This window comes from Micromonospora sp. WMMD730 (assembly GCF_049178955.1).
In the GTDB taxonomy this organism is placed as follows: Bacteria; Actinomycetota; Actinomycetes; order Mycobacteriales; family Micromonosporaceae; genus Micromonospora; species Micromonospora wenchangensis.
The window spans coordinates 5,843,656-5,867,140 of the sequence record NZ_JBMHML010000002.1; the positions used below are offsets into that span (position 1 = coordinate 5,843,656).

General features: G+C 74.4%; 25 protein-coding genes and 1 pseudogene. 12 read left to right on the top strand and 14 right to left on the bottom strand.

Annotation, left to right across the window (positions count from 1 at the left end):
• Window positions 1–10: 10 nt before the first annotated feature.
• From ACN265_RS24770 to ACN265_RS24780, 3 genes are all read right to left on the bottom strand, one after another.
• A complete protein-coding gene (locus tag ACN265_RS24770) occupies window positions 11–790 on the bottom strand; it encodes an electron transfer flavoprotein subunit beta/FixA family protein (RefSeq protein WP_357928831.1) in 780 nt (259 codons plus the stop codon).
• 202 nt (window positions 791–992) lie between these two features.
• On the bottom strand, window positions 993–1,415 hold the full coding sequence (locus ACN265_RS24775) for a hypothetical protein (RefSeq protein ID WP_357928834.1): 423 nt from the start codon (window positions 1,413–1,415) through the stop codon (window positions 993–995).
• Window positions 1,412–2,209 (bottom strand): GNAT family N-acetyltransferase, encoded by a 798-nt coding sequence (locus ACN265_RS24780; RefSeq protein ID WP_421409816.1) that lies wholly within the window; start codon window positions 2,207–2,209, stop codon window positions 1,412–1,414. Before ACN265_RS24780 ends, ACN265_RS24775 begins: the two co-directional genes overlap by 4 nt.
• 11 nt (window positions 2,210–2,220) lie before the next feature.
• Here ACN265_RS24780 and ACN265_RS24785 point away from each other — a divergent pair, with 11 nt between their 5' ends.
• From ACN265_RS24785 to ACN265_RS24795, 3 genes and pseudogenes are all read left to right on the top strand, one after another.
• Entirely contained in the window at window positions 2,221–2,643 is a 423-nt protein-coding gene (locus ACN265_RS24785; protein ID WP_232377242.1) for a YidH family protein, read from the top strand.
• Complete coding sequence (locus ACN265_RS24790) at window positions 2,640–2,960, top strand: DUF202 domain-containing protein (protein WP_421409818.1); 321 nt, start codon at window positions 2,640–2,642, stop codon at window positions 2,958–2,960. The genes ACN265_RS24785 and ACN265_RS24790 overlap by 4 nt, the downstream gene beginning before the upstream one ends.
• Before the next feature lie 27 nt (window positions 2,961–2,987).
• Window positions 2,988–3,353 (top strand): annotated as a pseudogene (locus ACN265_RS24795) (PLD nuclease N-terminal domain-containing protein); the annotation flags it as partial.
• A 135-nt stretch (window positions 3,354–3,488) separates the two neighbouring features.
• Here ACN265_RS24795 and ACN265_RS24800 read toward each other — a convergent pair.
• The 4 genes from ACN265_RS24800 to ACN265_RS24815 form a co-directional block, all read right to left on the bottom strand.
• Window positions 3,489–4,307 carry an ABC transporter permease gene (locus ACN265_RS24800; RefSeq protein ID WP_204923704.1) on the bottom strand — a complete coding sequence of 273 codons (819 nt, stop codon included), beginning with the start codon at window positions 4,305–4,307 and terminating at the stop codon, window positions 3,489–3,491.
• On the bottom strand, window positions 4,304–5,272 hold the full coding sequence (locus tag ACN265_RS24805) for an ATP-binding cassette domain-containing protein (protein ID WP_421409820.1): 969 nt from the start codon (window positions 5,270–5,272) through the stop codon (window positions 4,304–4,306). Before ACN265_RS24805 ends, ACN265_RS24800 begins: the two co-directional genes overlap by 4 nt.
• Window positions 5,273–5,416: 144 nt before the next feature.
• Window positions 5,417–7,039, bottom strand: a complete 1,623-nt coding sequence (locus tag ACN265_RS24810; protein ID WP_421409822.1) for an acetolactate synthase — start codon at window positions 7,037–7,039, stop codon at window positions 5,417–5,419.
• A gap of 151 nt (window positions 7,040–7,190) precedes the next feature.
• Window positions 7,191–7,964 carry an enoyl-CoA hydratase-related protein gene (locus ACN265_RS24815; protein ID WP_421409824.1) on the bottom strand — a complete coding sequence of 258 codons (774 nt, stop codon included), beginning with the start codon at window positions 7,962–7,964 and terminating at the stop codon, window positions 7,191–7,193.
• A gap of 100 nt (window positions 7,965–8,064) precedes the next feature.
• On the opposite strand from ACN265_RS24815, the gene ACN265_RS24820 reads away from it, so the two are divergent.
• Together ACN265_RS24820 and ACN265_RS24825 are read left to right on the top strand one after the other, a co-directional pair.
• Window positions 8,065–8,613 carry a DUF6232 family protein gene (locus ACN265_RS24820; protein WP_421409826.1) on the top strand — a complete coding sequence of 183 codons (549 nt, stop codon included), beginning with the start codon at window positions 8,065–8,067 and terminating at the stop codon, window positions 8,611–8,613.
• A 128-nt stretch (window positions 8,614–8,741) separates the two neighbouring features.
• Window positions 8,742–9,224 carry a DUF6232 family protein gene (locus tag ACN265_RS24825; RefSeq protein ID WP_204923700.1) on the top strand — a complete coding sequence of 161 codons (483 nt, stop codon included), beginning with the start codon at window positions 8,742–8,744 and terminating at the stop codon, window positions 9,222–9,224.
• Between the two features lie 40 nt (window positions 9,225–9,264).
• Here the strand turns inward: ACN265_RS24825 and ACN265_RS24830 are convergent, their stop codons facing one another.
• Window positions 9,265–10,809 (bottom strand): dienelactone hydrolase family protein, encoded by a 1,545-nt coding sequence (locus ACN265_RS24830; protein WP_421409829.1) that lies wholly within the window; start codon window positions 10,807–10,809, stop codon window positions 9,265–9,267.
• Window positions 10,810–11,019: 210 nt separating this feature from the next.
• On the opposite strand from ACN265_RS24830, the gene ACN265_RS24835 reads away from it, so the two are divergent.
• Window positions 11,020–11,748 (top strand): hypothetical protein, encoded by a 729-nt coding sequence (locus ACN265_RS24835; protein ID WP_421409832.1) that lies wholly within the window; start codon window positions 11,020–11,022, stop codon window positions 11,746–11,748.
• 8 nt (window positions 11,749–11,756) lie between these two features.
• Here the strand turns inward: ACN265_RS24835 and ACN265_RS24840 are convergent, their stop codons facing one another.
• Window positions 11,757–12,662, bottom strand: a complete 906-nt coding sequence (locus ACN265_RS24840) for a ribokinase (protein ID WP_421409835.1) — start codon at window positions 12,660–12,662, stop codon at window positions 11,757–11,759.
• Between the two features lie 201 nt (window positions 12,663–12,863).
• Window positions 12,864–13,694 (bottom strand): ABC transporter ATP-binding protein, encoded by an 831-nt coding sequence (locus ACN265_RS24845; protein WP_420116676.1) that lies wholly within the window; start codon window positions 13,692–13,694, stop codon window positions 12,864–12,866.
• 128 nt (window positions 13,695–13,822) lie between these two features.
• Between ACN265_RS24845 and ACN265_RS24850 the strand changes: the two genes are divergently transcribed.
• Together ACN265_RS24850 and ACN265_RS24855 are read left to right on the top strand one after the other, a co-directional pair.
• Window positions 13,823–14,830: an ABC transporter ATP-binding protein gene (locus ACN265_RS24850; protein WP_421409837.1), complete on the top strand. Its 1,008-nt coding sequence runs from the start codon at window positions 13,823–13,825 to the stop codon at window positions 14,828–14,830.
• Window positions 14,827–15,840, top strand: coding sequence for an ABC transporter permease (locus ACN265_RS24855; RefSeq protein ID WP_420116678.1), 1,014 nt, complete (start codon window positions 14,827–14,829; stop codon window positions 15,838–15,840). Before ACN265_RS24850 ends, ACN265_RS24855 begins: the two co-directional genes overlap by 4 nt.
• A gap of 95 nt (window positions 15,841–15,935) precedes the next feature.
• On the opposite strand, the gene ACN265_RS24860 is transcribed toward ACN265_RS24855, so the two are convergent.
• Window positions 15,936–17,111 (bottom strand): ROK family transcriptional regulator, encoded by a 1,176-nt coding sequence (locus ACN265_RS24860; RefSeq protein WP_088641729.1) that lies wholly within the window; start codon window positions 17,109–17,111, stop codon window positions 15,936–15,938.
• Between the two features lie 200 nt (window positions 17,112–17,311).
• On the opposite strand from ACN265_RS24860, the gene ACN265_RS24865 reads away from it, so the two are divergent.
• Complete coding sequence (locus ACN265_RS24865; protein ID WP_421409840.1) at window positions 17,312–18,772, top strand: glycoside hydrolase family 3 N-terminal domain-containing protein; 1,461 nt, start codon at window positions 17,312–17,314, stop codon at window positions 18,770–18,772.
• Window positions 18,773–18,821: 49 nt separating this feature from the next.
• Here the strand turns inward: ACN265_RS24865 and ACN265_RS24870 are convergent, their stop codons facing one another.
• The gene (locus ACN265_RS24870; RefSeq protein WP_204923691.1) at window positions 18,822–19,163 is read right to left on the bottom strand and encodes an STAS domain-containing protein; all 342 of its coding nucleotides are present in this window, start codon (window positions 19,161–19,163) and stop codon (window positions 18,822–18,824) included.
• A gap of 351 nt (window positions 19,164–19,514) precedes the next feature.
• Complete coding sequence (locus ACN265_RS24875) at window positions 19,515–20,177, bottom strand: GNAT family N-acetyltransferase (protein WP_421409844.1); 663 nt, start codon at window positions 20,175–20,177, stop codon at window positions 19,515–19,517.
• Window positions 20,178–20,373: 196 nt separating this feature from the next.
• Between ACN265_RS24875 and ACN265_RS24880 the strand changes: the two genes are divergently transcribed.
• Window positions 20,374–20,574, top strand: coding sequence for a DNA repair protein (locus ACN265_RS24880; RefSeq protein WP_204923689.1), 201 nt, complete (start codon window positions 20,374–20,376; stop codon window positions 20,572–20,574).
• Between the two features lie 232 nt (window positions 20,575–20,806).
• Window positions 20,807–21,325 carry a hypothetical protein gene (locus ACN265_RS24885; protein ID WP_204923688.1) on the top strand — a complete coding sequence of 173 codons (519 nt, stop codon included), beginning with the start codon at window positions 20,807–20,809 and terminating at the stop codon, window positions 21,323–21,325.
• A 123-nt stretch (window positions 21,326–21,448) separates the two neighbouring features.
• Here the strand turns inward: ACN265_RS24885 and ACN265_RS24890 are convergent, their stop codons facing one another.
• Window positions 21,449–22,177: a Clp protease N-terminal domain-containing protein gene (locus ACN265_RS24890; protein ID WP_377686743.1), complete on the bottom strand. Its 729-nt coding sequence runs from the start codon at window positions 22,175–22,177 to the stop codon at window positions 21,449–21,451.
• A 209-nt stretch (window positions 22,178–22,386) separates the two neighbouring features.
• Here ACN265_RS24890 and ACN265_RS24895 point away from each other — a divergent pair, with 209 nt between their 5' ends.
• Window positions 22,387–23,214: a DUF72 domain-containing protein gene (locus ACN265_RS24895; protein ID WP_204924128.1), complete on the top strand. Its 828-nt coding sequence runs from the start codon at window positions 22,387–22,389 to the stop codon at window positions 23,212–23,214.
• Window positions 23,215–23,485: the final 271 nt, after the last annotated feature.

Sequence of the window (23,485 nt, forward strand, 5' to 3'; positions counted from 1 at the left end):
TTCAGACCCCTCACACGAACTTCTCGGTGGCGAGGAACTCGACGAGCTGGACGCCGCCGGAGCCCTCATCGGTGATCTTGGCGCCGCCCGAGCGCGGCGGACGCCTGGTGTGCTCGACGACGGCGCTGGTCGCGCCCTCGAAACCCACCTCGGTGGGCGCGACGCCCAGGTCCGCCAGGGACAGCGTCTTCACCGGCTTCTTCTTGGCGGCCATGATGCCCTTGAAGGAGGGGTAGCGCGGCTCGTTGATGGTGTCCCAGACGGAGACCACGGCCGGGGTCGAGGCGGTGACCACCTCGTAGCCCTCCTCGGTCTGCCGTTCCACGGTCAGCGTGCCGCCGTCGACGGTGAGCTTGCGCGCGCCGGTCAGCGCGGCGACTCCCAACCGTTCGGCCAGCATGTGCGGCATGACCTGGACCCGGCCGTCGGTCGACTCGGCGCCGCAGAGCACCAGGTCGGCATTGAGCTGCCCGAGGGCGGCGGCGAGCACCTTCGAGGTGGCCACGGCGCAGGACCCGTGCAGGGCGTCGTCGAGGACGTGCACGGCGGCGTCGGGGCCCATCGAGAGCGCCTTGCGGATCGACTCGGTGGCCCGGTCCGGTCCCATGGTCAGGACGGTGACCTCGCCACCGTGCGCCTCCTTGATCTTCAGCGCCTCCTCGATGGCGTACTCGTCCATCTCGTTGATCACGTTGTTCGCCGAACCGCGGTCGACGGTGTTGTCGTCAGCACGCAGGTTGCGGTCCGCGCCCGAATCAGGCACCTGCTTGACGAGTACGACGATGTTCATCGCGATTCGACAACCCTCCTGTTGGTGGTGTGCGATCTGCTCGCCCGGTTAAGGGCGGAGCTTTGCGCGTCGTTGACACCCGGTCAACCGCAGGCTGTTGTGCAGTTGCCCACGAACGCAATGTTACCTGCCAGTAGGTTACCCCTCCCGGGCACCCACGGTGACACACCTCACCACGCTGCGGCCCGACCCGGACCGGCTGTCAGGCCGGACCGGCGGGGTCGGCCAGCGCGGTCCTGATCCGGGCGATCGCGTCCTGTTCGGCCGGCGTCACCCCCCGGTGCGCCCGGGCCACCTCCGCCGCGGCGGTCAGCACCAGCTCGCGGTATACCGACACGTCGGCCGGGGACTTCTCCCGCAGGATGTCCACCGCCCGCGCCAGCGCCGGCAGCACCACCGACTCGACGTCCAGGGCCGAGTCCCGGGGCAGCCGGGGCAGCCCACCGGCGCCGAGCGCCTCCTTCACCAGCCCGCTCGCCCCGGCGAACGCCCCGGACGCGGCGAAACTCTCCCGGATCATCGCGAACACCCCCGGGTCCGCGTTCGACACCAGGAAGACCGCGCCGAACGCGCCCGTCTTGAGAACCTGCTGCTCGTCGTCCGTCAGCCGCTGCTCCATGATCACGGAGTGTAGACGTACGGGGTGGTCGTGGTGACCGGGACGAAGCCGAGTCGCTCCAGGATGGGCCGGCTGTCCTCCGAGGCGTCCACCTGCAACAACGTCTTGCCGCGCTGGTCGGCCAGCCGGGCCCGGTAGACCACCAGCGCCCGGTAGACGCCCCGGCGTCGCCACTGCGCCAGCGTCGAACCGCCCCACAGGCTGGCGAAGCCGGTGCCGTTGAGGTAGCGCACCCAACCGGCGCTGACCACCGTCTCCCCCGCCTCGGCCACCACCACGGTGATCGACTGCGGGTCCGCCTCGATCTCCCGCAGCAGGCCGGTGACGAGGTGGGAACGGTCCTCGCCCCAGACCTCCTCCTCCATCGCGGCGATCCGGTCCAGGTCGTCACGGCCGGTGACCTCGCGCAGGCGTACCCCGTCGGGTGGCACCGGCACGGCGGCGGCCAGGGGCGCGACCGGCCCGATCAGGACGGTCTCCCGGTCCTGCGGGACGAAGCCTGCGGCGCGCAGCCGGTCCGGCAGGTCGGCGGGCTCGTCGTGGGTGTTGTGCTTCCACTCCACCGACTCGCCGCGCTGCCGGAACAGCTCGACCTGGCGGGCGATCAGCGCGTCCAGCTCCGGCCCGGCCAGCCCGTCCAGGGTGCGGTAGGTGAGGAAACCGCCCTGGTCCAGACCCAGGATGCGCACCAGCGGGCCGTCGTGTTCGACCGTCACGCCGGCCGGGACCGGGTCGGGGATCTCCGGCCGGAGCTGCCGGTCGTAGCTGTCGCGCAGGGTGGAGGCATCAAGATCGGTCATCGGTCCAGGCTATGTCGGCGGTAAAGCGGATAATCGGTGTCGTGTGGCAGGCGATCAGACGGTGGTTCGACCCGTCGGACCTCGACTCCGTGGGCACCACCCCCGACTACCGCTTCTCCCTGGCCAACGAACGGACCTTCCTGGCCTGGCTGCGCACCGGACTGGCGCTGATCGCCGGTGGGCTGGCCGCCGCCCAGTTCCTGCCGCCGTTGCCGCTGCGGCACCTGCGGGAGGCGATCGCGGTGACGCTCCTGCTGCTCGGCGGCACCGTCGCCGTCCGGGCGGTGGACCACTGGTCCCGCACCGAGCAGGCCATCCGGCTCGGGCAACGCCTGCCGGCGTCCCGGTTCCCGGCCGTGCTCGCCCTGATCGTGGCGGTCGGCGCACTGCTGCTGGTGGTGGCCGTCCTGGCCCGTGGGGTGAGCGGCAGGTGACCGGGGTGCCGTCGGACGGGACCCGCGACCCCGGCCTGCAACCCGAGCGCACCCGGCTGGCCTGGCGTCGCCTCGGGCTGGCGTACACGGTGGTGGCGGTGCTGGCGGTCCGGCTGGCACTCACCGGCGACGTCGCCGGGGCGCTGCTCGCCGGGGCCATCGTGCTGGCCTGGTGGGCGACGCTGGTGGTGGGCTGGGGACGGGCCACCGGCCGCCGGCAGTCCCGCCTCGACACACGGGCCGTCCCGCTGGTAGCCCTCGGCACGGCCGGCCTGGCGCTGCTGTGCGTGTCGCTCGTGCTGCGCGGGGTGTGGTGACGCGCACGGCTGAGCAATGATAGGTGCATGGCCCGGCTCTATGTGCTGTTGTTCCTGCTCCAGGTGGTACTCGCCGCCTGCGCGCTGATCAGTTGCCTCTCCGCCGAGGACGGGACGGTCCGCGGGCTGCCCCGGTTCGCCTGGGCGGCGGTCATCCTGTTCTTCCCGCTGGTCGGCTCGATCGCCTGGTTCCTCGCCGGCCGCCCGGTCGCCCAGGGTGACGGCCGCCGGGGTCGGCCGGCGGCCAGCCGACGGCCCGTCGCACCCGACGACGACCCCGAGTTCCTCAAGTCGATCGACGAACGTGTCCGCCGCGACGACAACGCCCTCTTCCAGCGGTGGGAGGAGGACCTGCGTGGCCGGGAGGACGACCTGCGCCGCCGGGGCGGCCAGCCGTCCCCCGACGGCACCGCACCCGGGGGCGGCCCGGCGTCGGCCGATCGCTCGCCGCCCCGGGAGGACGCCGCTCCCCGCGACGGTGAGCGGCCCCGCGACGGCGAGCGACCCGAACTCTGACGGCGGCCGGGGTCACACCCGCCGGCGCAGGCCCCGCACCGCGAGCGGGGCGAAGACGGCGGCGATGGCCGCCGCCCAGAGCAGCGACTGGAGCACCGGCGCGGCCACCGGCCCGCCGACCAGCAGCCCCCGCAGCGCGTTCGCCAGGATGGTCACCGGGTTCACCTCGACCCAGTGCTGCAGCCAGGACGGCATGGTCTCGGTCGGCACGAAGGCGTTGCTGGTGAAGCTCAGCGGGAAGATCACCGTGAAGCCGAAGATCTGCACCTTGTCCGGTTCGCTGACCAGCACCCCGACCAGCACCGACATCCAGGCGGCGGCGAGCGAGAAGACCAGCAGCAGGGCGAACGCGCCGAGCAGGCCGAACACCCCGTTGCCGAGCCGGAAGCCGAGGATCATCCCGACGCCGAGCAGCAGGGTCAACGACCATGCCTGTTTGACCGTGTCGGCGACGATCCGGCCGGCGAGCGGGGACCAGCGGGCCACCGGCAGCGACCGGAGCCTGTCGAACACGCCCTTGGTCAGATCCTGGTTGAGCCCGAAACCGGTGGTCATCGTGGCGAAGAAGGCGTTCTGCACGATGATGCCCGGTAACGCGAAGGTCAGGTACTCCCCCGGGCTGCCGGAGATCGCCCCACCGAAGACGTACGTGAAGAGCAGCACGAACATCACCGGTTGGATGCTCAGGTCGAGCAGCTCCATCGGGTTGTGCTTGATCTGCACCAGGCTGCGCCAGGCCAGCGTGCCGGTGTGCCGCAGACCGGCGGTCGGGCCGAGCCGGCGGGCCGGCGTGGCGGGGGCCGCCGGAGCGGCGACGGTCGCGGCGGTCATGCCGGGCTCCCTTCCAGGGTCGGGGTGGTCTCGTCCTCGGCCCGGTGGCCGGTGAGGGAGAGGAACACCTCGTCGAGGCTGGACCCGCGCAGGGCCAGCTCGCCGACGTGCACCCCGGCGTCGTCGAGCCGGCGGACCACGGCGGGCAGCGCGTCCGGACCGGTGACCGGCGCGCTGACCGTCGTCTGGGCGACCTCCGGGTCGGCCCCGGTCACCTCGCCGACGACGGCGAGCACGGTGGGCAGGTCGGCGGCCTCCACCGGCCGGACGGTCAGCACCTGGCCGCCCGTCTTGGCCTTCAGCTCCTCCGGGGTGCCCTGGGCGATGACCCGCCCGTGGTCGACCACGGCGATCTCGTCGGCCAACTGGTCGGCCTCCTCCAGGTACTGCGTGGTCAGCAGCACGGTCACCCCCTCGGCGACCAGGCCCCGGACGATGTCCCACAGGTCGTTGCGGCTGCGCGGGTCGAGGCCGGTGGTGGGCTCGTCGAGGAAGAGCACCTGCGGCCGGCCGACGAGACTGGCCGCCAGGTCGAGCCGGCGGCGCATGCCCCCCGAGTAGGTCTTGGCGGCCCGCCCGGCGGCGTCGGTGAGCTGGAACCCGGCCAGCAGCTCGGCCGCCCGGTCCCGGGCGCCCCGCCGGGACAGGCCCAGCAGCCGGCCGATGAGCAGCAGGTTCTCGGTGCCGGTCAGGTTCTCGTCGACCGAGGCGTACTGGCCGGTGAGGCCGATCAGCTGGCGGACCCGGTGGGCGTCGCGGCGGACGTCGTACCCGCCGACGGTGGCGTGCCCCTCGTCGGCGGTGAGCAGGGTGGCGAGCACCCGTACCGCGGTGGTCTTGCCGGCGCCGTTGGGGCCGAGCAGACCGAAGACCGTGCCGGCCGGGACCGCCAGGTCGACCCCGGCCAGGGCGGTGGTGTCGCCGAACCGGCGCACCAGCCCCTCGGCGCGGATGGCGTATGTCATCAGAACTCCCGTCGTTATCGCTGGATCGTCCAACGATGGGCGAGGGGTCTGACGTTACGTGCGTCGCCGCTGACATTCCGCCGATTTATCCGCGCGGCAGAACACGGCCGCCGCCGGGTCCGGCGGCGGCCGTGGGCCGGGTGGTCAGGCCAGGTTGGACGAGCGAGGGTACGCGTCGGCCGGGTCGGTGAGCACGTTGACCAGGTACGGCACCCCGGCGTCGAACGCCCGCCCCAGGGCCGGACCGAGGTCGGCGGCCTTCGCCACCGTCTCCCCGGCACCGCCGAGCGCCTCGACCACCTTGTCGTAGCGCAGTTCGGGCTGTAGGTCGGCGGCGACGTCGTAGCCGTACATGGCCCGCATCGGGTGCTTCTCCAGCCCCCAGATGCCGTTGTTGCCGACCACGATCACCACCGGCAGCCGCTGCCGCACCAGCGACTCCACGTCCATCAGCGAGAACCCGGCCGCGCCGTCGCCCATCAGCACGCAGACCTGCCGGTCGGGGTGGCTGACCCGGGCACCCATCGCGTAGCCCATCCCGGTGCCCAGGCAGCCGTACGGGCCGGGGTCGAGCCAGGTGCCGGGCTGCGACGGCTCCAGGTAGCGCCCGGCGTACGAGACGAAGTCGCCGCCGTCGCCGATGGTGATGGCGTCCGGGGCGAGAGCGCGGCGCAGCTCGCCGTAGACCCGGGCGGGGCGGATCGGGTCGGTGTCGGCGGCCATCTCGGCGGCGTCGCGTGCCCGCGCCGCGTCCTCGGCCGTGCGCAACCGCTCGATCCAGTCGGCGTGGTCGGCCCGGTCGCCGGTGTGGTCGGCGAACGCGGACAGGATCAGCCGCAGGTCACCGGCGGGGCTGGCGGCGGGCTGGACGTGCCCGGCCCGTTGGGTGGGGGCGTCGACGACGTGCACCACCGCCGCGTCGCCGAAGTCGCCGAAGCTGAGCCGGAAGTCCAGCGGGGTGCCGACGACGACCACCACGTCGGCGTCGCCGAGCGCGACCCGGCGGGCCTTGGCGAAGGCGAGCGGGTGCTGCGGCGGGAGCGCGCCGCGACCCATGCCGTTGGTGAAGACCGGCACCTGCAACGCCTCGGCGGCCTCGCGGAGCGCGGCGACGGCGTCCCCGGCGTACACGTCGGAACCGGCGATGATCACCGGGCGGGCGGCGGCGGCGATCAACCGGGCGGCCCTGGTCACCTCGTCCGGGTCGGGTTCGACCGGCGCGACGGGCGTCGGGGCGGGCAGGTCCGCGTCGCCGACGGAGAAGATCGCCTCCAGCGGGAAGTCGAGGAAGACCGGGCCCCGGTGCGGGGTGAGCGCGGTGGTCAGCGCGGCGGAGACCGCGCGGGGGATGTCGTCGGCGGTGAACACCGTCTCGGCGTGCTTGGTGACCGGGGCGACCAGCGGCAGGTGGTCCATCTCCTGGAGGCTGCCGGAACCCCAGCGGAACTGCGGGGCCCGCCCGCCCATCACCAGCACCGGCGAGGCGTTGAAGAAGGCGCTGGTCAGGCCGGAGACGCCGTTGGTGACGCCGGGGCCGGCGGTGAGCACGGCGAGGCCGGGGCGACGCTGGAGCTTGGCCACCGCCTCGGCGGCGAAGACGGCGGACTGTTCGTGCCGGACGTCGTAGATCGGGAAGTCGGTGGTGTGGGCGGCGTCGTAGAGCGGGAAGACGTGCCCGCCGGAGAGGGTGAACATCTCCCGTACGCCGTACGCCCGCAGTGCCGCCAGCGCCAGCGCTCCGCCGTGACCCTCGACCCGTTCCGTCATCGCCGCTCCCCTCGTCCATGACCGGAGTCACACGCTACTGGCCGGTATCCGGGATGTGAACAGTTCTCGGCACGGTGCCGGCGGCGGGACCACCGTCGCCGCGACGCGGGTCCGCCCCGGGCCGACGGTGCGCGGCCCGGGGCGGGGCGGGTCAGCGGCCCGTGAAGTCGGGCTTGCGCTTCTCGACGAAGGCGGCCATCCCCTCGCGCCGGTCGTCGGTGGCGAAGAGCCCGGCGAAGAGCTGGCTCTCCCAGGCCAACCCGGAGCCGAGGTCCATGTCCAGCCCGACGTCGACCGCCAGCTTCGCCGCCCGCAACGCCTGCACCGGCCCGGTCAGGTACGGCCGCACCAGCGCCACGGCGGTGTCGTAGACCTCGGCGGCCGGGGCGACCCGGTCGGCCAGCCCGATCCGCAGCGCCTCCGCCGCGTCCACCATCCGGCCGGACATGATCAGATCCTTCGCGCGGGCCGGGCCGACCAGCCGGGCCAGCCGCTGGGTGCCGCCCGCGCCGGGGATGACACCGAGCTTGATCTCCGGCTGGCCGAGCTTGGCGTCCTCGGCCACCACCCGCCAGTCGCAGGCCAGCGCCAGCTCGCAGCCGCCGCCGAGGGCGTACCCGGTGATCGCGGCGACCACCGGCTTGGGGATCCGGGCGAGCGCACCGACGGCGCTGGACAGGTCGGCGGCCCGCTCGGCCATGTCCACGTAGGACATGTCGGCCATCTCCTTGATGTCCGCGCCGGCGGCGAAGACCTTCTCCCCGCCGTACACGATGACGGCGCGGACGCCCGGGTCGGCGGTGGCGGCCGTGGCGGCGGCCCGCAGTTCCTCCTGGACCTGCTTGTTGAGCGCGTTCATCGGTGGCCGCTCCAGCCGGATGGTGCCGATGCCGTCCCTGGTGGTAAGCCGCACGAACTCGCTCACGCTGCCCTCACTTCCTCGTCGAAGTCGCGTGCCAACCTTACGACCCGGGTCGTTGGGGTACGTAGTCTGGTGTTCGCCACCCGCGCTCGGGAGTCCAGCGATGATCACGTACTACGACGACCGGTCGGTGCAGGTCACCTCCGCCGCCATCCGGGTCGACGGCCGGGCCTTCCCGCTGGCCGAGATCGGCCTGGTCTGGCACCGCCGGGGCGACCGCTCCTGGCGGGTGCTGGCCGGGCGGGGTGCGATCGGAGCCGCCCTGGCGGGCCCGCTGGTGGCTGCGGCGATCGGCATCGCGGTGGCGGTCTGGCTGCACCGCTCCCCCACCGTCACGCTCGCCATCGTGGGAGCATCGGTGCTGGTCGGGCTGGCCGTCGGGCCGGTCGCCGACTTCCTCTTCGACCGCCTGGACCGCTCCTACGACCGGGGCAGCCGGCAGCGTGAGCTGTGGGTCCGCTGGCAGGGGCGGCCGGTGCTGCTGCTGAGCACCGGCGACGCGCTGCGCTTCGGACAGATCTACCGGGCGGTACAGCGCGCGATGGAGCACTCCGCCGCGCCCCGCCGGCACGACGGGTCACCGGTGCGGGCGACGGGGCCGACCGCGACCGGCCCGGCCGGGCAGGGACCGGCGGCGGGCGGCAGGCGGTGACCGCCGGGGGCGGACGCTGAGTCGGGACACAGGACGGACGGCCGCCCCGACCGCCGCTCGGCGCGTCGGGCGCGCGATCCGTCGGGCACACAGCGGCACCGGTCGCCTGCGAACGGTTAGGGTTAGTGATGACCCTCTATTACCGGGACGACACGGTGCAGGTGACCTCCGAGTCGATCCGGGCCGGTGGGCAGGTCGTACGGATCGCCGACGTCGCGTACGTCTGGCACGCACGCGGGGCCACCACCATGGCCGTCCGGTCCCGCATCCTCGGGCGCGGGGTGCTGGTGCTGCTGCTCTCGCTGCCCCCACTGGTCGCGCTGATCTGTGTGGTCTCGCTGGTCTGGTCGGCACAGGACCGGGGCGAGTGGAAACCGGCCCTGATCGTGCTGGCCGTCTGCGGCGTCGGGGTGCTCGCCCTGCTGCCCTTCCTGGAGCTGCCGCTCGGCTGGCTGGACCGGTCCTACGAACGCGGCAACAAGGTCAACGAGCTGTGGGTGCAGCACCTGGGGCAGGAGGTGATGCTGCTGCGTACCCCCGACGCGTTGCGGTTCGGACAGATCTACCGCGCCGTCCAACGCGCCGTCGAACAGCAGGGCGAACCCCGGTGACACCGTCCCGGGCGGTCGGCCCCGCCCGCGCGGCTGCGGGTCAGCTCAGCGGCAGCGCGGTGGCCAGCGGCCACGCCACCAGGACCGCGCCCACCACCGCCGGTGCCCAGCGGGGCGCACCGGCCCGCCGCAGCACCGCCGCCCAGGCGGCCTGCCACCCGAGCAGCACCACGAACAGCGGCACCACCAGCAGCACGAAACCGGGGGCCAACCCCACCACGGCCGCCCCGCCCAGCGCCGGTACGGCGAGCGCGCCGACCGCCGCGTACCGCCAGCTCCGCCCCTGCGTGAGCAGCTCCGCGCCGGCCAGGAACACCAGACAGCCGACCGTCACCACCGGCAGCAGCCACCATCGGGCGCCCACCGGCAGCGCCCAGGTGAGGCCGAGGTGGATCGGCACGGCGACGGCGGCCACGGCGTACCCGGTCAGCAGCAGGGCCGCGACCACCGGCCGCAGCGGCGTACGCCCGCCGGTGGTCGGAACGGGCCCACCTGCCGCAGCCGGCGCGCCGGGGGTGGGACCGGCGGTGAACAGGCGCAGCGGCCAGTACCGGGCGGCGGCCAGCAGGACGCCGGTGACCAGCAGGAAGCCGGTGAGGTAGCCGCCGACCGCGAGCGGCAGCCGGGTGGTCGGCAGCACCGGGGCGAGCAGCACCCCCACCCCGGTGACGGCAGTCGCCACCGCCAGCACGGCGGGTGCCGGCGCGACGGGTACGGGTGCGGCGGGCCGCCCGCGACGGCCGGTCAGCAGGGCCACCAGCGGCACGAAGCCGAGACCGAGACCGAGCAGCAGCAGACCCGCCGGGACCAGGCGGGCGGCCGGGCGCGGTGCCGCACCACCGGCGCCGCCGACCCAGGCGGCGACCTCGCGGTGGGTACGGCCGGCGAAGAGCACCGAGATGTGCTCGACGCCGGGAACGACCACCACCCGTCGCCCGGAGCCCCGCCGGGCGGTCGCCTCGGCGGTGGCCCGGAAGGCGGGGAACTCCAGGCCGCCGACGATCAGCAGCAGCCGCCGCGGCCGGGTGTCGGGCAGGTCACCGCCGTCGGGCAGCGAGATCGCGACGGTGCCGGCGACGTCGGGGTGGCCGGCGGCGTACCGGGTCACCGCCCCCGCACCCATCGAGTGTCCGACCAGGACGATCCGCGTCGGGTCGACGTCGGGCCGGCCCCGCAGGTAGGCGACGGCGACTGCCAGGTCGTGTTCCAGGGTGCCGCGGGACGCGGTGTCGTCGCGGCCCGCCCCGGGCAGGCCGGCCGGGTTGCCGCCGTGCCCGGCGAAGTCGAGCAGCAACGCGACCGCGCCCCGCCGGGCGACCGTGTCGGCGAGCGGACGCATCAACCGGGCCGAGCCGGCGAAGCCGTGCGCGATCACCACACCCGGCCGGCGCACCGTGCCCGCCCCGTCGTCGTCGGCCCGTACCACGGTCAGCGGTACGCCGTCGGCGGTGACCTGCCGGGTGGCCAGGCCGGCGTCCGCCCGCAGCAGCCCGTAGCCGCCGAGCACCAGGGCGAGCACGGCGAGGACCGTCAGCGCCGCGCGGCCCCGACCGGCCGGCGTCACGCCGGGGGGACGGAGCGACATGCGGGCACCCTACCGTCCGTCCAGCCACCCCCGTCCGCCCCGATTCCCGCACTCCCCGGGGCACCGTCCCCGCGCTCCTTCCGGGCGTACGGCCGGGTCCGTTCTCCCGTGCCGGCCCGGCCCGCGACCGCCGCGCCCGGGTCGGGTCCGGCCCACGCCCGGGACCGTCCCGGCGGGCGGCGCTGGCCGACCCGACGCACACTGGGTGACATGGCCATCCCCCTGCCCCGACCGGGCGACGTCGTCGGTCTCACCCGCTCCGCCCTCGACCAGGCGTTCGGTTCGGCCGCCTCGTTCGCCGCCGTGCCGGCCCGCGCCTTCGCCGTGCTCGACGGGGTGGAGGCGCTGCTGACCCGGATCAACGGGGTGGTGGACCGGATCGAGGGCACCCTGGACCGCACGGACCGGGTGCTCACCGACGCCGAAGTGGCGGTGCGCGAGGTGGCGGTGATCAGCGCGGCGGCGACCACGACCGTCACCCGGGCCACCGAGGTCGCCGACGCGGCGGCCGGGGTGGTGGCCGGGGCCGGTCAGGTGTCCCGGGCTGCCGGCAAGGTGGTCGCCGAGGCCGGGGCGGTGGCCGACCGGGCCGCCGGCACGGTGGCGACCGCCGAGGGCGCGGCCACCGTCGCAGCCGAGCTGATGACCGCGTACGAGCCGGCGTTGCGGCGGGGCGCGCCGATGGCGAACCGGTTCGTGGCGGAGCTGAGCCACGAGGAGCTGGCCGCGGCGATCCGGCTCGTCGACGAGCTGCCGAAGCTCAAGGAGCACCTGACCTCGGACGTGCTGCCGATCCTGGCCACCCTCGACCGGGTCGGCCCGGACCTGCACGACCTGCTCGACGTGACCCGTGACCTCAAGCTCGCCGTCGCCGGCATTCCCGGCCTGGGCATGCTGCGTCGCCGGGGTGAACGGCTCAGCGACGACCCGGCCGGCTGAGCTGCCGGTCAGGTGCCGGCCGTCGGGGTGTAGAGGGCGTCGATCTCGGCACGCTCGGGCAGCGCCACCGACGCGCCGAGCCGCCGGACGCACGCCGCGCCGGCCGCCGCCGCCCAGCGCACCGCGTCGACCACCGGCCGCCCCTCACCCCAGGCCACGGCCAGGGCGCCGGTGAACGCGTCCCCGGCGGCGGTCGTGTCGACCACGTCCACGACGACGGCGGGCACGTGCACGGCGGGGGCGTCCCGCTCGACGTACCAGGCGCCCCCGCCGCCGAGGGTGAGCACCGCCCGGGGCACCAGCGCCAGCAGCGCCCCCGGGTCGTCCCGCCCCCGGCCGGTGAGCAGGTGCGCCTCGGTCTCGTTGACCACCAGCAGGTCCACCGCCGCCAGCAGCTCGGCGGGCACCTGCCGGGCCGGCGCGGCGTTGAGGATCACCCGGGTGCCGGCGGCACGGGCGGCCACCGCCGCCTCGGTCACCGTCTCGACCGGGATCTCCAGCTGGGCGACCAGCACGTCCGCCCCGCGTACGGCGGACAGCTCGGCGTCGGTGAGGGCGGTGAAGGCGGCGTTCGCGCCGGGGGTGACCAGGATGGCGTTCTCCCCGGCGGCGTTGACCATCACCAGGGCGACCCCGGAGGCCCCGTAGACCACCCGCAGGTGGCTGGCGTCCACCTGGGCGGCGGTGATCCTGGCCCGCAGGGTGACGCCGAACGAGTCGGAGCCGAGCGCGCCGAGGAAGGTGCAGGCGGCACCGGCGCGGGCGGCGGCGATGGCCTGGTTGGCGCCCTTGCCGCCGGGCACCATCACGAAGTGGCTGCCGAGCACGGTCTCCCCCGGCCGGGGCAGCGTCGGGCCGGCTCCGACCACGTCCATGTTGGCGCTGCCCACCACGACGATCCGGCTCTGCCGCACCCCACCTCCCACCGACACCACAACCCCCCACCCCGCCAGTCACAACCACGACGAGTCTAAATCCCCACCCCACCCACCCTGCCCCGCCCTTCCCACCCGTCCATCCCGTCGATCATGGACTTACGGTGGCCGCGAAAGGGACATGGGAGGGTCTTTCCCCCACCACAACTCCAAGATCGACGCTGGGGTGGGGGTGGGGGGTTAGGCGGCGCGGGCGGTCCAGCGGTCGGCGTGGCGTTCGACCAGCAGGGGTAGGCCGAAGGTCTTGCTGAGGTTGTCGGCGGTCAGGGTGTCGGCGAGCAGCCCCTGGGCGACCACCGCGCCGTCGCGCAGCAGCAGCGCGTGGGTGAACCCGGGCGGGATCTCCTCGACGTGGTGGGTGACCAGCACCAGGGCCGGGGCGTCCGGGTCGTGGGCCAGCTCGGCGAGCCGGCCGACGAGGTCCTCGCGCCCGCCCAGGTCGAGCCCGGCCGCCGGCTCGTCGAGCAGCAGCAGCTCCGGGTCGGTCATCAGGGCGCGGGCGACCTGCACCCGCTTGCGTTCGCCCTCGGAGAGGGTGCCGTACGTGCGGTCCGCCAGGTGGGCGACGCCGAGCTGCCCGAGCAGGGCGCGGGCGCGGGCCTCGTCGGCCTGGTCGTAGCTCTCCCGCCAGCGGCCGACCACCGACCAGGCGGCGGTGAGCACGACGTCACCGACCCGTTCCTCGGCGGGGATGCGCTCGGCCACGGCGGCGGTGGTGAGGCCGATCCGGGTCCGCAGCTCGGTGAGGTCGGTGCGGCCGATCCGCTCGCCGAGCACGTGCACGACGCCGGTGCTCGGGTGCAGTTGACCGCAGGCGAGGTTGAGCAGGGTGGTCTTGCCGGCACCGTTGGGGCCGAGCACCACCCAGCGTTCGTCCAGCTCGACCCGCCAGTCGACGTCGTGCAGCAGTGCGGTGCCGGATCGCCGGACGGCGACGCCGTCCAGGCTGACCACCAGATCCGCGTCCACGGTCGAGGGGGCGGCTGCGGCGGGGAACGGGTCACCAGTCACCGCTCCATCCAACCACGCAGCCCGAGGCTGCCCCCACGGGCGGGTGGCCCGGCCTTAGGGTGCACCGTGTCGTTGGTCACCATCCCGGGAGGACGGCCCATGCCCGTACGAGACGAGGGGCGGTGCGGATGAGCGCGGTCATCGAGATCGCCGGTCTGCGCAAGACGTTCCGCACCATGCGGCGGGGCAGGCGGGTGGCGGTGGACGGCTTCGACATGGTCGTCGAGGCGGGCCAGGTGCACGGCTTCCTCGGCCCCAACGGCTCCGGTAAGACCACCACGCTGCGCGCCCTGCTGGGGCTGGTCAACGCCGACGCCGGGGAGTTGCGGGTGCTGGGTGCGCCGGCCCCGGAGCAGTTGGGTCGGGTCACCGGGCGGGTGGGCGCGATCGTGGAGAGTCCGCAGTTCTTCGGCAACTTCACCGGGCACCGGACGCTGCGGTTGCTGGCGGTGGCCGGCGGCGTGCCGACGTCCCGGGTGGACGAGGTGCTCGACCAGGTCGGCCTGCGGGAGCGGGGCGAGGACCGGGTGAGGAGCTACTCGCTGGGCATGAAGCAGCGTCTCGCCGTCGCGTCGGCGCTGTTGAAGAGCCCGGAGCTGCTGATCCTGGACGAGCCGGCGAACGGGCTGGACCCGGCCGGTATCCGGGAGATGCGGGACCTGATGCGTACGCTCGCCGGGTCCGGGGTGACCGTGCTGGTGTCGAGCCACATCCTGGCCGAGATCCAGCTGATCTGCGACCACGTCACGATCATCGCGCGGGGCCGTCGGGTGGCGGCCGGCCGGGTGGACGACGTGCTGGCCGGGCACGACCCGCACGAGTGGCGGGTCCGGGTGGCCGAGTCGGAGCGGGGCGCGCAGCTGCTGCGGGAGGCCGGGCTGACGGTCGCCGTCGACCCCGACGACGTGCTGGTGGTCGGGGGCGCCCCGGAGCCGGAGCTGATCAGCAGCACCCTCGGTGGGCAGGGCCTGTGGGTCCGCGAGCTGACCCCGGTCCGGCCGGACCTGGAGAGCGTCTTCCTCGACCTCACCGCCGGGACGACCCCGCCGGGGCAGCCGGACGACATCGACGCGGGTGACGCCGACGAACCGCTGATCGAACTGGACCGGACCGACGGTCGGAGGGTGGACGCGTGAACCTGGTCCGTGCCGAGGTGGAGCGGTTGACCGCCCGCCGCTTCGTCCAACTGATGGTGCTGCTGCTCGCGGTGGCGTTCGCGGTGACCACCACGACCACCCTGATCGGGTCGCACCGGCCGACGGCGCAGGAGATGTCCGCAGCCCAGGAGCAGGCCGCGCAGGCGGTGGCGGTGCTGGAGGCGGAGCACACCCGCTGCCTGCGGGTCCGGGCCGGCGAGATCCCGATCACCGAGGACGCCGGGTACGTACCGGCCGACTGCGCCGAGGTGGATCCGGCGCGGATGGAGCGGCTGCCGCTGGCCACCGACTACCTCACGTCGGTCTTCATCTTCTCCCAGGAGGCGCGCGGGCTGCTCTACTTCCTGATCGCGTTCCTGGTGCTGTTCGGTTTCCTGGTGGGCGCGTCGTACATCGGTGCCGACCTGAACTCCGGCGGGGTGGTCAACCTGCTGTTGTGGCGGCCGGGCCGGGTGACCGTGCTCGGTACGAAGCTGGGCACCCTGGTCGGGCTGGTGGCCGCGCTGGCGGTGCTGGCGTCGGCGCTCTACCTGGGCACGTTCTGGGTGATCGGGCAGACGGCGGGTGTGCCCGGCCCGCTGGACGGGCAGTTCTGGGGCGGGCTCGGGGCGATCTACGGGCGGGGTCTGGTGCTGGTGCTGCTGTCGACCGTGCTCGGCTTCGGGATCGCCACGCTGGGCCGGCACACCTCGGCGGCGCTCGGCGCGGTCGCCGCGTACGCGGTGGTGTGGGAGATGGGCGCGCGGCTGGTGTTGCAGATCCTCGACGTGGCCCGGGCGGACCTGCTGATGCTCTCCAACTATCTGGGCGCCTGGCTGTCCGGCCGGTTGGAGTTCTGGGACGACCGGGGTTGCCCGCCGGGCAGCGGCGTCTGCGACGGCGGCATCTACGCGATCACCTGGGGGCCGGCGCTGCTGGTGCTGTTGGCGCTGACCGGTGCGGTCACCGGGTCCGCGTTCGTCGCGTTCCGCCGCCGCGACCTGGTCTAGGGCGACCCGACCTGCGCCGGCCACGGCAACATCTTGCCGTGGCCGGCGCAGTGGTGAAGTATTCCTTCATGACGACGGACGGGCGGGGTGGTCGGTCAGCCGACGGTCGACCCGAACACCTCGTCCCGCACGGCGTCCAGCGCGGTCCGCAGCGCCCCCCGCAGGATCGGCTCCTCGGTCAGCCCGGTGGGCACCACCCGGGGCCGGACCAGGGTGATCGCGGCCACCTCGTGCTGCACCCGTTCGGCCAGCGCCGCCCCGCCGGCCTGCCCCACCTCACCGGCGAGCACCACAAGCGGCGGGTCCAGCACCACGCAGGTGCTGGCCACCCCGAGGGCGAGCCGTCGGGCCAGCTCGTCGAGCAGCGGGCCACCGGCGGTGCCGGCGGCGATGGCGGCCCGCACCGCGCCGGCCGCGTCCGGTGCGTCGATGCCGTGTTCCCGGGCCACCGCCTGGACCGCGTCCGCCCCGGCGAGCTGCTGGAACGCGGGCTTCGCCCGGCGCGAGACGTCCCGGGGGATCGGCACCCCCGGCACCGGCAGGTAGCCGATCTCGCCGGCCGCGCCGCTGCTGCCATGGTGCAGCCGGCCACCCAGCATGATCGCCAGACCCACCCCGGCACCCACCCAGACCAGGACGAAATCCGCCAGCCCCTGCGCCGCCCCGGACTGCGCCTCGGCGACGGCGGCCAGGTTGACGTCGTTCTCGAAGACGACCGGCGTGTGCAGGTCCTCGCGCAGCGCGGCGAGCAGGCCCCGGTGCCAGCGGGGCAGGTTGAACGCGAAGGTGATGTCGCCGGTGGCCGGGTCGACCAGACCGGGGGTGCCGAGCACCACCCGCCGTACGCTGTCCAGCTCCGCGCCGGCCCGGCTGGCCGCCTGCACCACCGCCGTGTGCACCACGCCGACCGGGTCGTCGGTGTCCCGGGTGGACTGCTCGACCTGACTGACGACCGCGCCCGTGATGTCCGCGCAGGCGGCCACCACCCGCTCCGCGCCGACGTCCACCCCGACCACGTACGCGCTGCCCGGCCGTACGGCGTAGAGCTGCGCGTTCGGACCCCGCCCACCGGCCTGTTCACCGACCCGGGCGACCAGCCCGCGCTCCTCCAGCCGCTCGACCAGCTGCGAGGCGGTGACCTTGGACAGGCCGGTCAGCTCGCCGAGCCGGGCGCGGGTGAGCGGGCCGCGTTCGAGCAGGAGCTCCAGCGCCGCACGGTCGTTGAGCGCCCGCAACAGTCGGGGGGTTCCGGGCAGCCGGGTCGCACTCATGCCATGTCCTCTGGTTTTCGTAAACTCTGCTTACCGAATCGCGTTGATCAGGGATGTCCGTAGCGTATCGGCCGCCCCGTGGCGGGGAACTCGGACGACCCGGCCGCCCGTGCCGACACACGTGCCGTCCACCGGCACCCGCCGACCGCCGGCCGGTCCGCCGTCGGCGCGGGTTCCGGGCGGCGGGAGAGGGGGTTCAGGTGGGGATCGATCCAGGACTTCGCCGGCTGGCGCTGGGCACGCTGCTGGCCGCGTACCCGGGGCCGGTGCCGCCGGACTGGGCGGTCGCGCTGGTCGCCGAGGGGCTGGCCGGGCACACCCTGTTCGGCGGCAACGTGCACGACCCGGGCCAGCTCGCGGCGAGCACCGCCGCGCTGCGCGCCGCCCGGCCCGACGTGCTGCTCGCCATCGACGAGGAGGGTGGCGACGTGACCCGGCTGGCGCACGCCACCGGCAGCCCGTACCCGGGCAACGCGGCGCTCGGCGCGGTCGACGACACCGCGCTCACCCGGGAGGTCTATGCGGCGATCGGCGGTGAACTGGCCGCCGTCGGCGTCACCGTCGACCTGGCCCCGACGGTCGACGTGAACACCGCCGACGAGAACCCGGTGATCGGCACCCGCGCGTTCGGGGCCGACCCGGGCCGGGTGGCCGCCCACACGGCCGCCGCCGTGGCGGGGCTCCAGTCGGTGGGGGTGGCGGCCTGCGCCAAGCACTTCCCCGGCCACGGCGCGACCGTCGCCGACTCACACCACGAGCTGCCCACCGTGGACGCCGACGCGGCGCTGCTGCGGGCCCGCGACCTGCCGCCCTTCGCGGCGGCGGTCGACGCGGGCGTGCGGGCGGTCATGACGGCGCACATCCGGGTGCCGGCACTGACCGGGGACGGGCCGGCCACCTTCAGCCGGGCCGTCCTGGTCGACCTGCTGCGCGGCGAGTACGGCTTCACCGGCGCGGTGGTCACCGACGCGTTGGAGATGAAGGGCGCGACCGTCGCCGCCGGTGGGGTCGGGCCGGCCGCCGTGCGGGCCCTGGCCGCCGGGGCGGACCTGCTCTGCCTGGGCGCGAAGGTCGACGCCGCGCTGGTCGAGCGGGTGGTGGCCGAGATCGTCGGGGCGCTCGGGGACGGCCGGCTGGACCGGGCCCGGGTGGAGCAGGCCGCCGGTCGCGCCGCCGCGCTCGCTGCCTGGACCGGTGCCGCCCGCCCGCCCGGTCCCACCGGCCCCGTCGAGGTCGGCCTCGGGTACCGGGCCGCCCGCCGGGCGGTGCGGGTGGAGGGCGACCCGACCGGGCCGGCACGCCCGCTCGTGGTGCAGGTGTACGCCGCCGCCACCGTCGCCGAGGGCCGGGTGCCGTGGGGGCTGGGCCCGCACCTGGCCGACGTCGAACAGCTCCGGGTGGTCGCCACCGAGGTCGACCCGGCGACGGTACGCCGGCTCGCCGGGGACCGGCCGGTCGTGCTGGTCGGACGGCACCTGCACCGGCTGCCCGGCGGTCCCGCGCTGGTCGAGGCGCTGGCCGCGACGCATCAGGTGACGGTGGTGGAGATGGGCTGGCCGGGGCGGTGGCGGCCGGCCGGGGTACGGGCCTTCGTCACCACCTTCGGCGCGAGCCACGCCAACGGTCGCGCAGCGGCGGAGGTGCTCGGCCTGACCTGCTGAGTGGCCGTCCCCGACGGGCGGGGCACCTGCGCGGGACGGGACGGGCCGGTCAGCGACGCCAGGGTGCCGGGTCGCCGTGGTCGTCGGGAAGGCCGAGCAGCCGGCCGACCGCGGTGATCCGCAGGACCCGGGACACCACCGGTTGCGGGTCGACCAGCCGCAGGGTGGCCCCCCGGCCGACCGCCTCGGCCGCCCCGCGCAGCAACGCGGCCACCCCCGTCGAGTCGAGGAAGGTGACGGCCGTCAGGTCGACGACGATCTCCGACAGACCGGGGTGGCACAGCGCCTCGTCGAGGTCGCGTTGCAACCCGGGGACGGTGGCGATGTCCAGGTCACCCACCGGTGCCAGGACCACCCGCCCGTGCCCCTCGCACGGCGTCGGCAGCTGCATGTCCGTCCACTCCTGGCCATCCGGCCGTCCCCGACCGCGCGCCGGTTCTCGCCGCGACGCCCGACCCTACCGGGGCCTCCTGACACCACCCTGCCGGGCAGCCGCCGGAGCAAACGACGAGCACGTTGCGTCACCGGGCTTCAACGGCGAATGCTTCCTTAACCCCAGCTCAAGTCCATTACTGGACAGAGAGAACCCGCCGATCACCCTTGCCGAGCGGGCATCCGAGTACGTAGCGTGACCGACACCGAGGTCGACCGGTGGACACCGGTCACGGCGGGGCCTGGGGCAGGCAGCGGACCGTGGATCCGGCCCGGGATCCACGGTCCGCGCCGCGGCCGGGCCGCGCCCTCACGGCGGGTAGACGCCGTAGGTCGACCAGCCCCGGTCGGCGAACCCGGCGGCCTCGGCGACCCGGGCGGAACCGGTGTTCGCCGGATCGTGCCGGTAGGTGGGGACGGCGCCCTCGTCGAGCACCCGACGGGCGGCCTGCGCGACGAGCCGTCGGGCCAGCCCCCGGCCGCGCGCCGCGGGCACCGTGCCGACGGCCAGCTCGTGCCCGTACGCGTCGTGCCGTTTGACGCCGACACCGGCCAGGTAGCCGCCGTCGGCGTCCCGCACGACGAGCACCTCGCGGTCGAACAGGTGCAGCCAGGGCGGTAGGGCGGGGTCGGTGGGGGCGGTCCAGGTGCCGACGTCGGGCAGCGCGGCCGGCGCGAGGCACCACCGGAACACGTCGTCGTTGACCACCCACCCGGGTTGCCCGACCAGCGCCGGCAGCGCCCCGTACAGGGCGGACCGGGGCCCGGCGGCCAGCTCCCGGACGGCCGCGACCAGCCCGGACGGCACGGAGAGCACGGTGCTGCCGGCGGCCCGGACCGCGACGGCCGGGCGGACCCGGCCGTCCCAGGCCGGACGTGTCCGCCGCCACGAGCCGACCACGTGCAGGCCCGGCGGTGCCGGCCACTGCCCGAGCCAGGTCGCCAGGTGCAGGTACAGCCGCCGGTCCAGCACCGCCCGCCCCTCTCACCCGGTGGATCGCTTCATGATCCACGGTACGCCGGGCCGCCACGGCCGACGCCCGGTTGCCGGGAGCGCGTCGTGGGTAGAGGGAACCGGACCGTGAGCTGCCTCACCGGAACCCGGTCCATCGACCGTGCGTCATATCTATTTCCATACATGGACACCTTTCTTTGGGACGGTAATGGCCATGCCTATGCAGCCGAACGAGCGGTACCAGCAGGACAGCGCACGAGTGTGGAACACGGCGGGGGGTGCCGGGCGGTTCCCGGCCCAGCCGCGCTACCGGGAGGCCCGGTGCGGTCGCGGCGTCAACGCCCGTCTGTCCTGGGGCGAGCTGAACACCCTCCCCGCCGGCATCTCCTCCCGACGCGGCCTCACCGCCCGCTGACCCGGCACGGCGCGCCCGCGACGACGGCCCCGGTCCGTCCCCCGTGGCCCCCGGCGGACGCGCCCCGCAGCGGCGACGGACGACCGCACCGACCCGTCGGTGCCACCGCGCCGCCCCTGGCGGCTCCGCCACGCGCAGGCCGTCCCACCGGGGTGTCCGGCCGGGGCGTTCGCACACCTGTCGGGTAGCGTCTTGTGGTCGATTCCGGCCAGCGACAGGAGAACCGCAGCGCATGGGCAAGAAGACGATCCACGTCTCCGACTTCAGCGGCACGGTGCTGCGTCCCGACGACGAGGTGGTCCGGGTCGTCGTGCTGGAGCATCCCGACCTGGTGGCCGGGCCCGTGCAGTTGGACGCCACCGTGACCGAGGTGGAGGGCATCGACGACGCCTCGCTCGACGTGGCGGTGGTCGAAATCCACGACCGGCACGCCGGCGGGGAACCGCGTCGGGTGGTGCTGACCGCCAGCGAGTTCGACGCGATGGCGACCGACACCCCGATGGCCCAGTTGCTGCGTACCGCCGAGCGGGTCCGTCCGCCGAAGGCCCGCAAGAGCGCCGAGAAGATCGACTACGGCACCCTCGACCACGCCGGGAAGCCGCACCGGGGGCGGGTCACCGAGGAGGAGGCCCGGCTGGTGCGCGAGCAGCTCGACGAGGTCAACAAGCGCCTCGCCGACGCCGGCATCCGGCAGATCGACCCGGCCGACCCGGAGCACGCGCTGCGGTACGGCTTCCCCACCGGGGACTGACCGGCCGGCCGGGCGTGCCCCCGGTGCCGCGCCCGACCCCGGCCCGCCGCGCCGCACGGCCGGCGGATCCCGCCGGGCGCGGCCCGGTGGCCGCGTCGGTCGGTCCGGTGAGCGACGCGGCTTCTACTCGCCCCCGGCGAAGCCGGCGAGGGCGGCGGCCACGTTGGCCTCGGCCCGGTCCTTGGTCAGACCGAGGCCGGACAGCACGCCCGTGCCGTCCTCCAGTTCGAGCAGGGCCAGCAGGATGTGCTCGGTGCCGACATAGTTGTGCCCGAGCCGCAGCGCCTCCCGGAAGGTGAGTTCGAGGGCCTTCTTGCCCTGTGCGTCGTACGGGATCAGGTCGGGGACCTGGTCGGACGCGGCGGGCAGGGTCGCGGTGACCGCCTCCCGGACGGCGTCCGGGCCCAGTCCCTCGGCGACCATGGCCTTGGCGGCGAGGCCGTCGGGTTCGGCGAGCAGGCCGAGCACCAGGTGTTCCGGGCGGATCTCCGCGTTGCCGGCGCTGCGGGCCTCCTCCTGCGAGGCGATCACCACGTTGCGGGCGCGTGGGGTGAACCGGCTGAAGCCGGCGTTGGGGTCCAGCGTCGCGGCCGCGTCGGCCTTCGCGGCGGAGCGCTTCTGGGCGGCCTGCTTGCTCACCCCCATGCTCGTGCCGATCTCGGTCCAGGAGGCTCCGGAGCGGCGGGCCTGGTCGACGAAGTGGCCGATCAGGTGGTCGGCGAGGTCGCCGAGGTGGTCGGCGACGAGCACCGCGTCACTGAGTTGGTCGAGCGCGTCCGGCCGGGCCTTCTTGATGGCCTGGATCAAGTCGTCGAGGCGGACAGGATGCGGGAGCTGGGCGGATTCCGTCATGCGTCAACCATAGGTTGACGCAACCCCGAGCGTCAACCGAAAGTTGACGATCGGGGTTGCTGGGTGCGGACCGGCACTCCGGTCGTCCGTCGACCCCCGCCGCACCCGACCCGGGTGGGCCGCCGACGCTCCGATAGCGTGCGGCGACGAACCGGGTCGGGTGACGTTACGGGAGGATCGGGATCATGCGGTTGCACGTCGGCTGCGCGATGTGGACCCACCGGTCCTGGCAGGGGCGGCTGATCGCCCACCCGCTGCCGGCGCACGAGCGACTGCGGCACTACGCCGGCTGGTGCGACGCGGTCGAGGGGAACACCACGTTCTACGCCACCCCGACCCGGGAGACCGTGGAGTCCTGGGCCCGGCAGACCGGCCCCGACTTCCGGTTCGTCCTCAAACTGCCGAAGGTGGTGACCCACGAACGGCGGCTCGTCGACGCCGACGCGCCGCTACGCGACTACTTCGACGCGATCGCCCCGCTCGGCGACCGGGCGCACGCCCTGTGGATCCAACTGCCGGGGTCGTTCACCCCGACGGACGTCCCCGCGCTCGCCGACCTGCTGCGTCGGCTGCCCGCCACCCACCGGTACGCCGTGGAGGTCCGGCACCCCGCGTTCTTCCTGGAGCCCGGCGCGACCCGCCTGCTGGAGGGGGTGCTCGCCGAGGCGTCCGCCGAGTGGGTCCCCTTCGACACCACCGCGTTCTTCCGCACCCCGCCGACCAGCGACGCGGAGCGGGAGGCGTGGACGAAGAAGCCCCGCCTGCCGTTGCGGACGGCGGCGCTGACCGACCGGCCGATCGTCCGCTACCTCGGCCGGGACGCCGAGTCGGAGACGGTCGAGGGCTGGCAGCGCTGGGTCGAGATCACCGTCGACTGGTTGCGGGAGGGCCGTTCGCCCACCGTGTTCGTGCACACCCCGGACAACGCCGACGCACCCCTGCTGGCCCGCCGGTTCCACGACGAGGTACGGGCCCGGGTGCCCGCCCTGGCCCCGCTGCCCGAGCCGATCCCGACCGGGCCGCTCACCCTGTTCTGACGCTCCGCGCCCTCCGCTGGCTGGGGTCCGGGGCGACGCGCGTCGGTCGGTACCGAAAGTTTCGAGCATCCGATCCGGACATCCCGTCGAGCGCACTTCCCACCGAACACCCCCATGCAGCGTTCCACCAGCGTCTCACCGCGTCACCCGCACAGGACATTTGATTGACGTTTCTCAATGTTATGCCTACAGTTCCGAAAGAGTAACCGAAAGTTTACCGAAAAGATGATCGGCTCCGGCTGACCGCCGTGGCTTCTCCCCGAGCTGACGC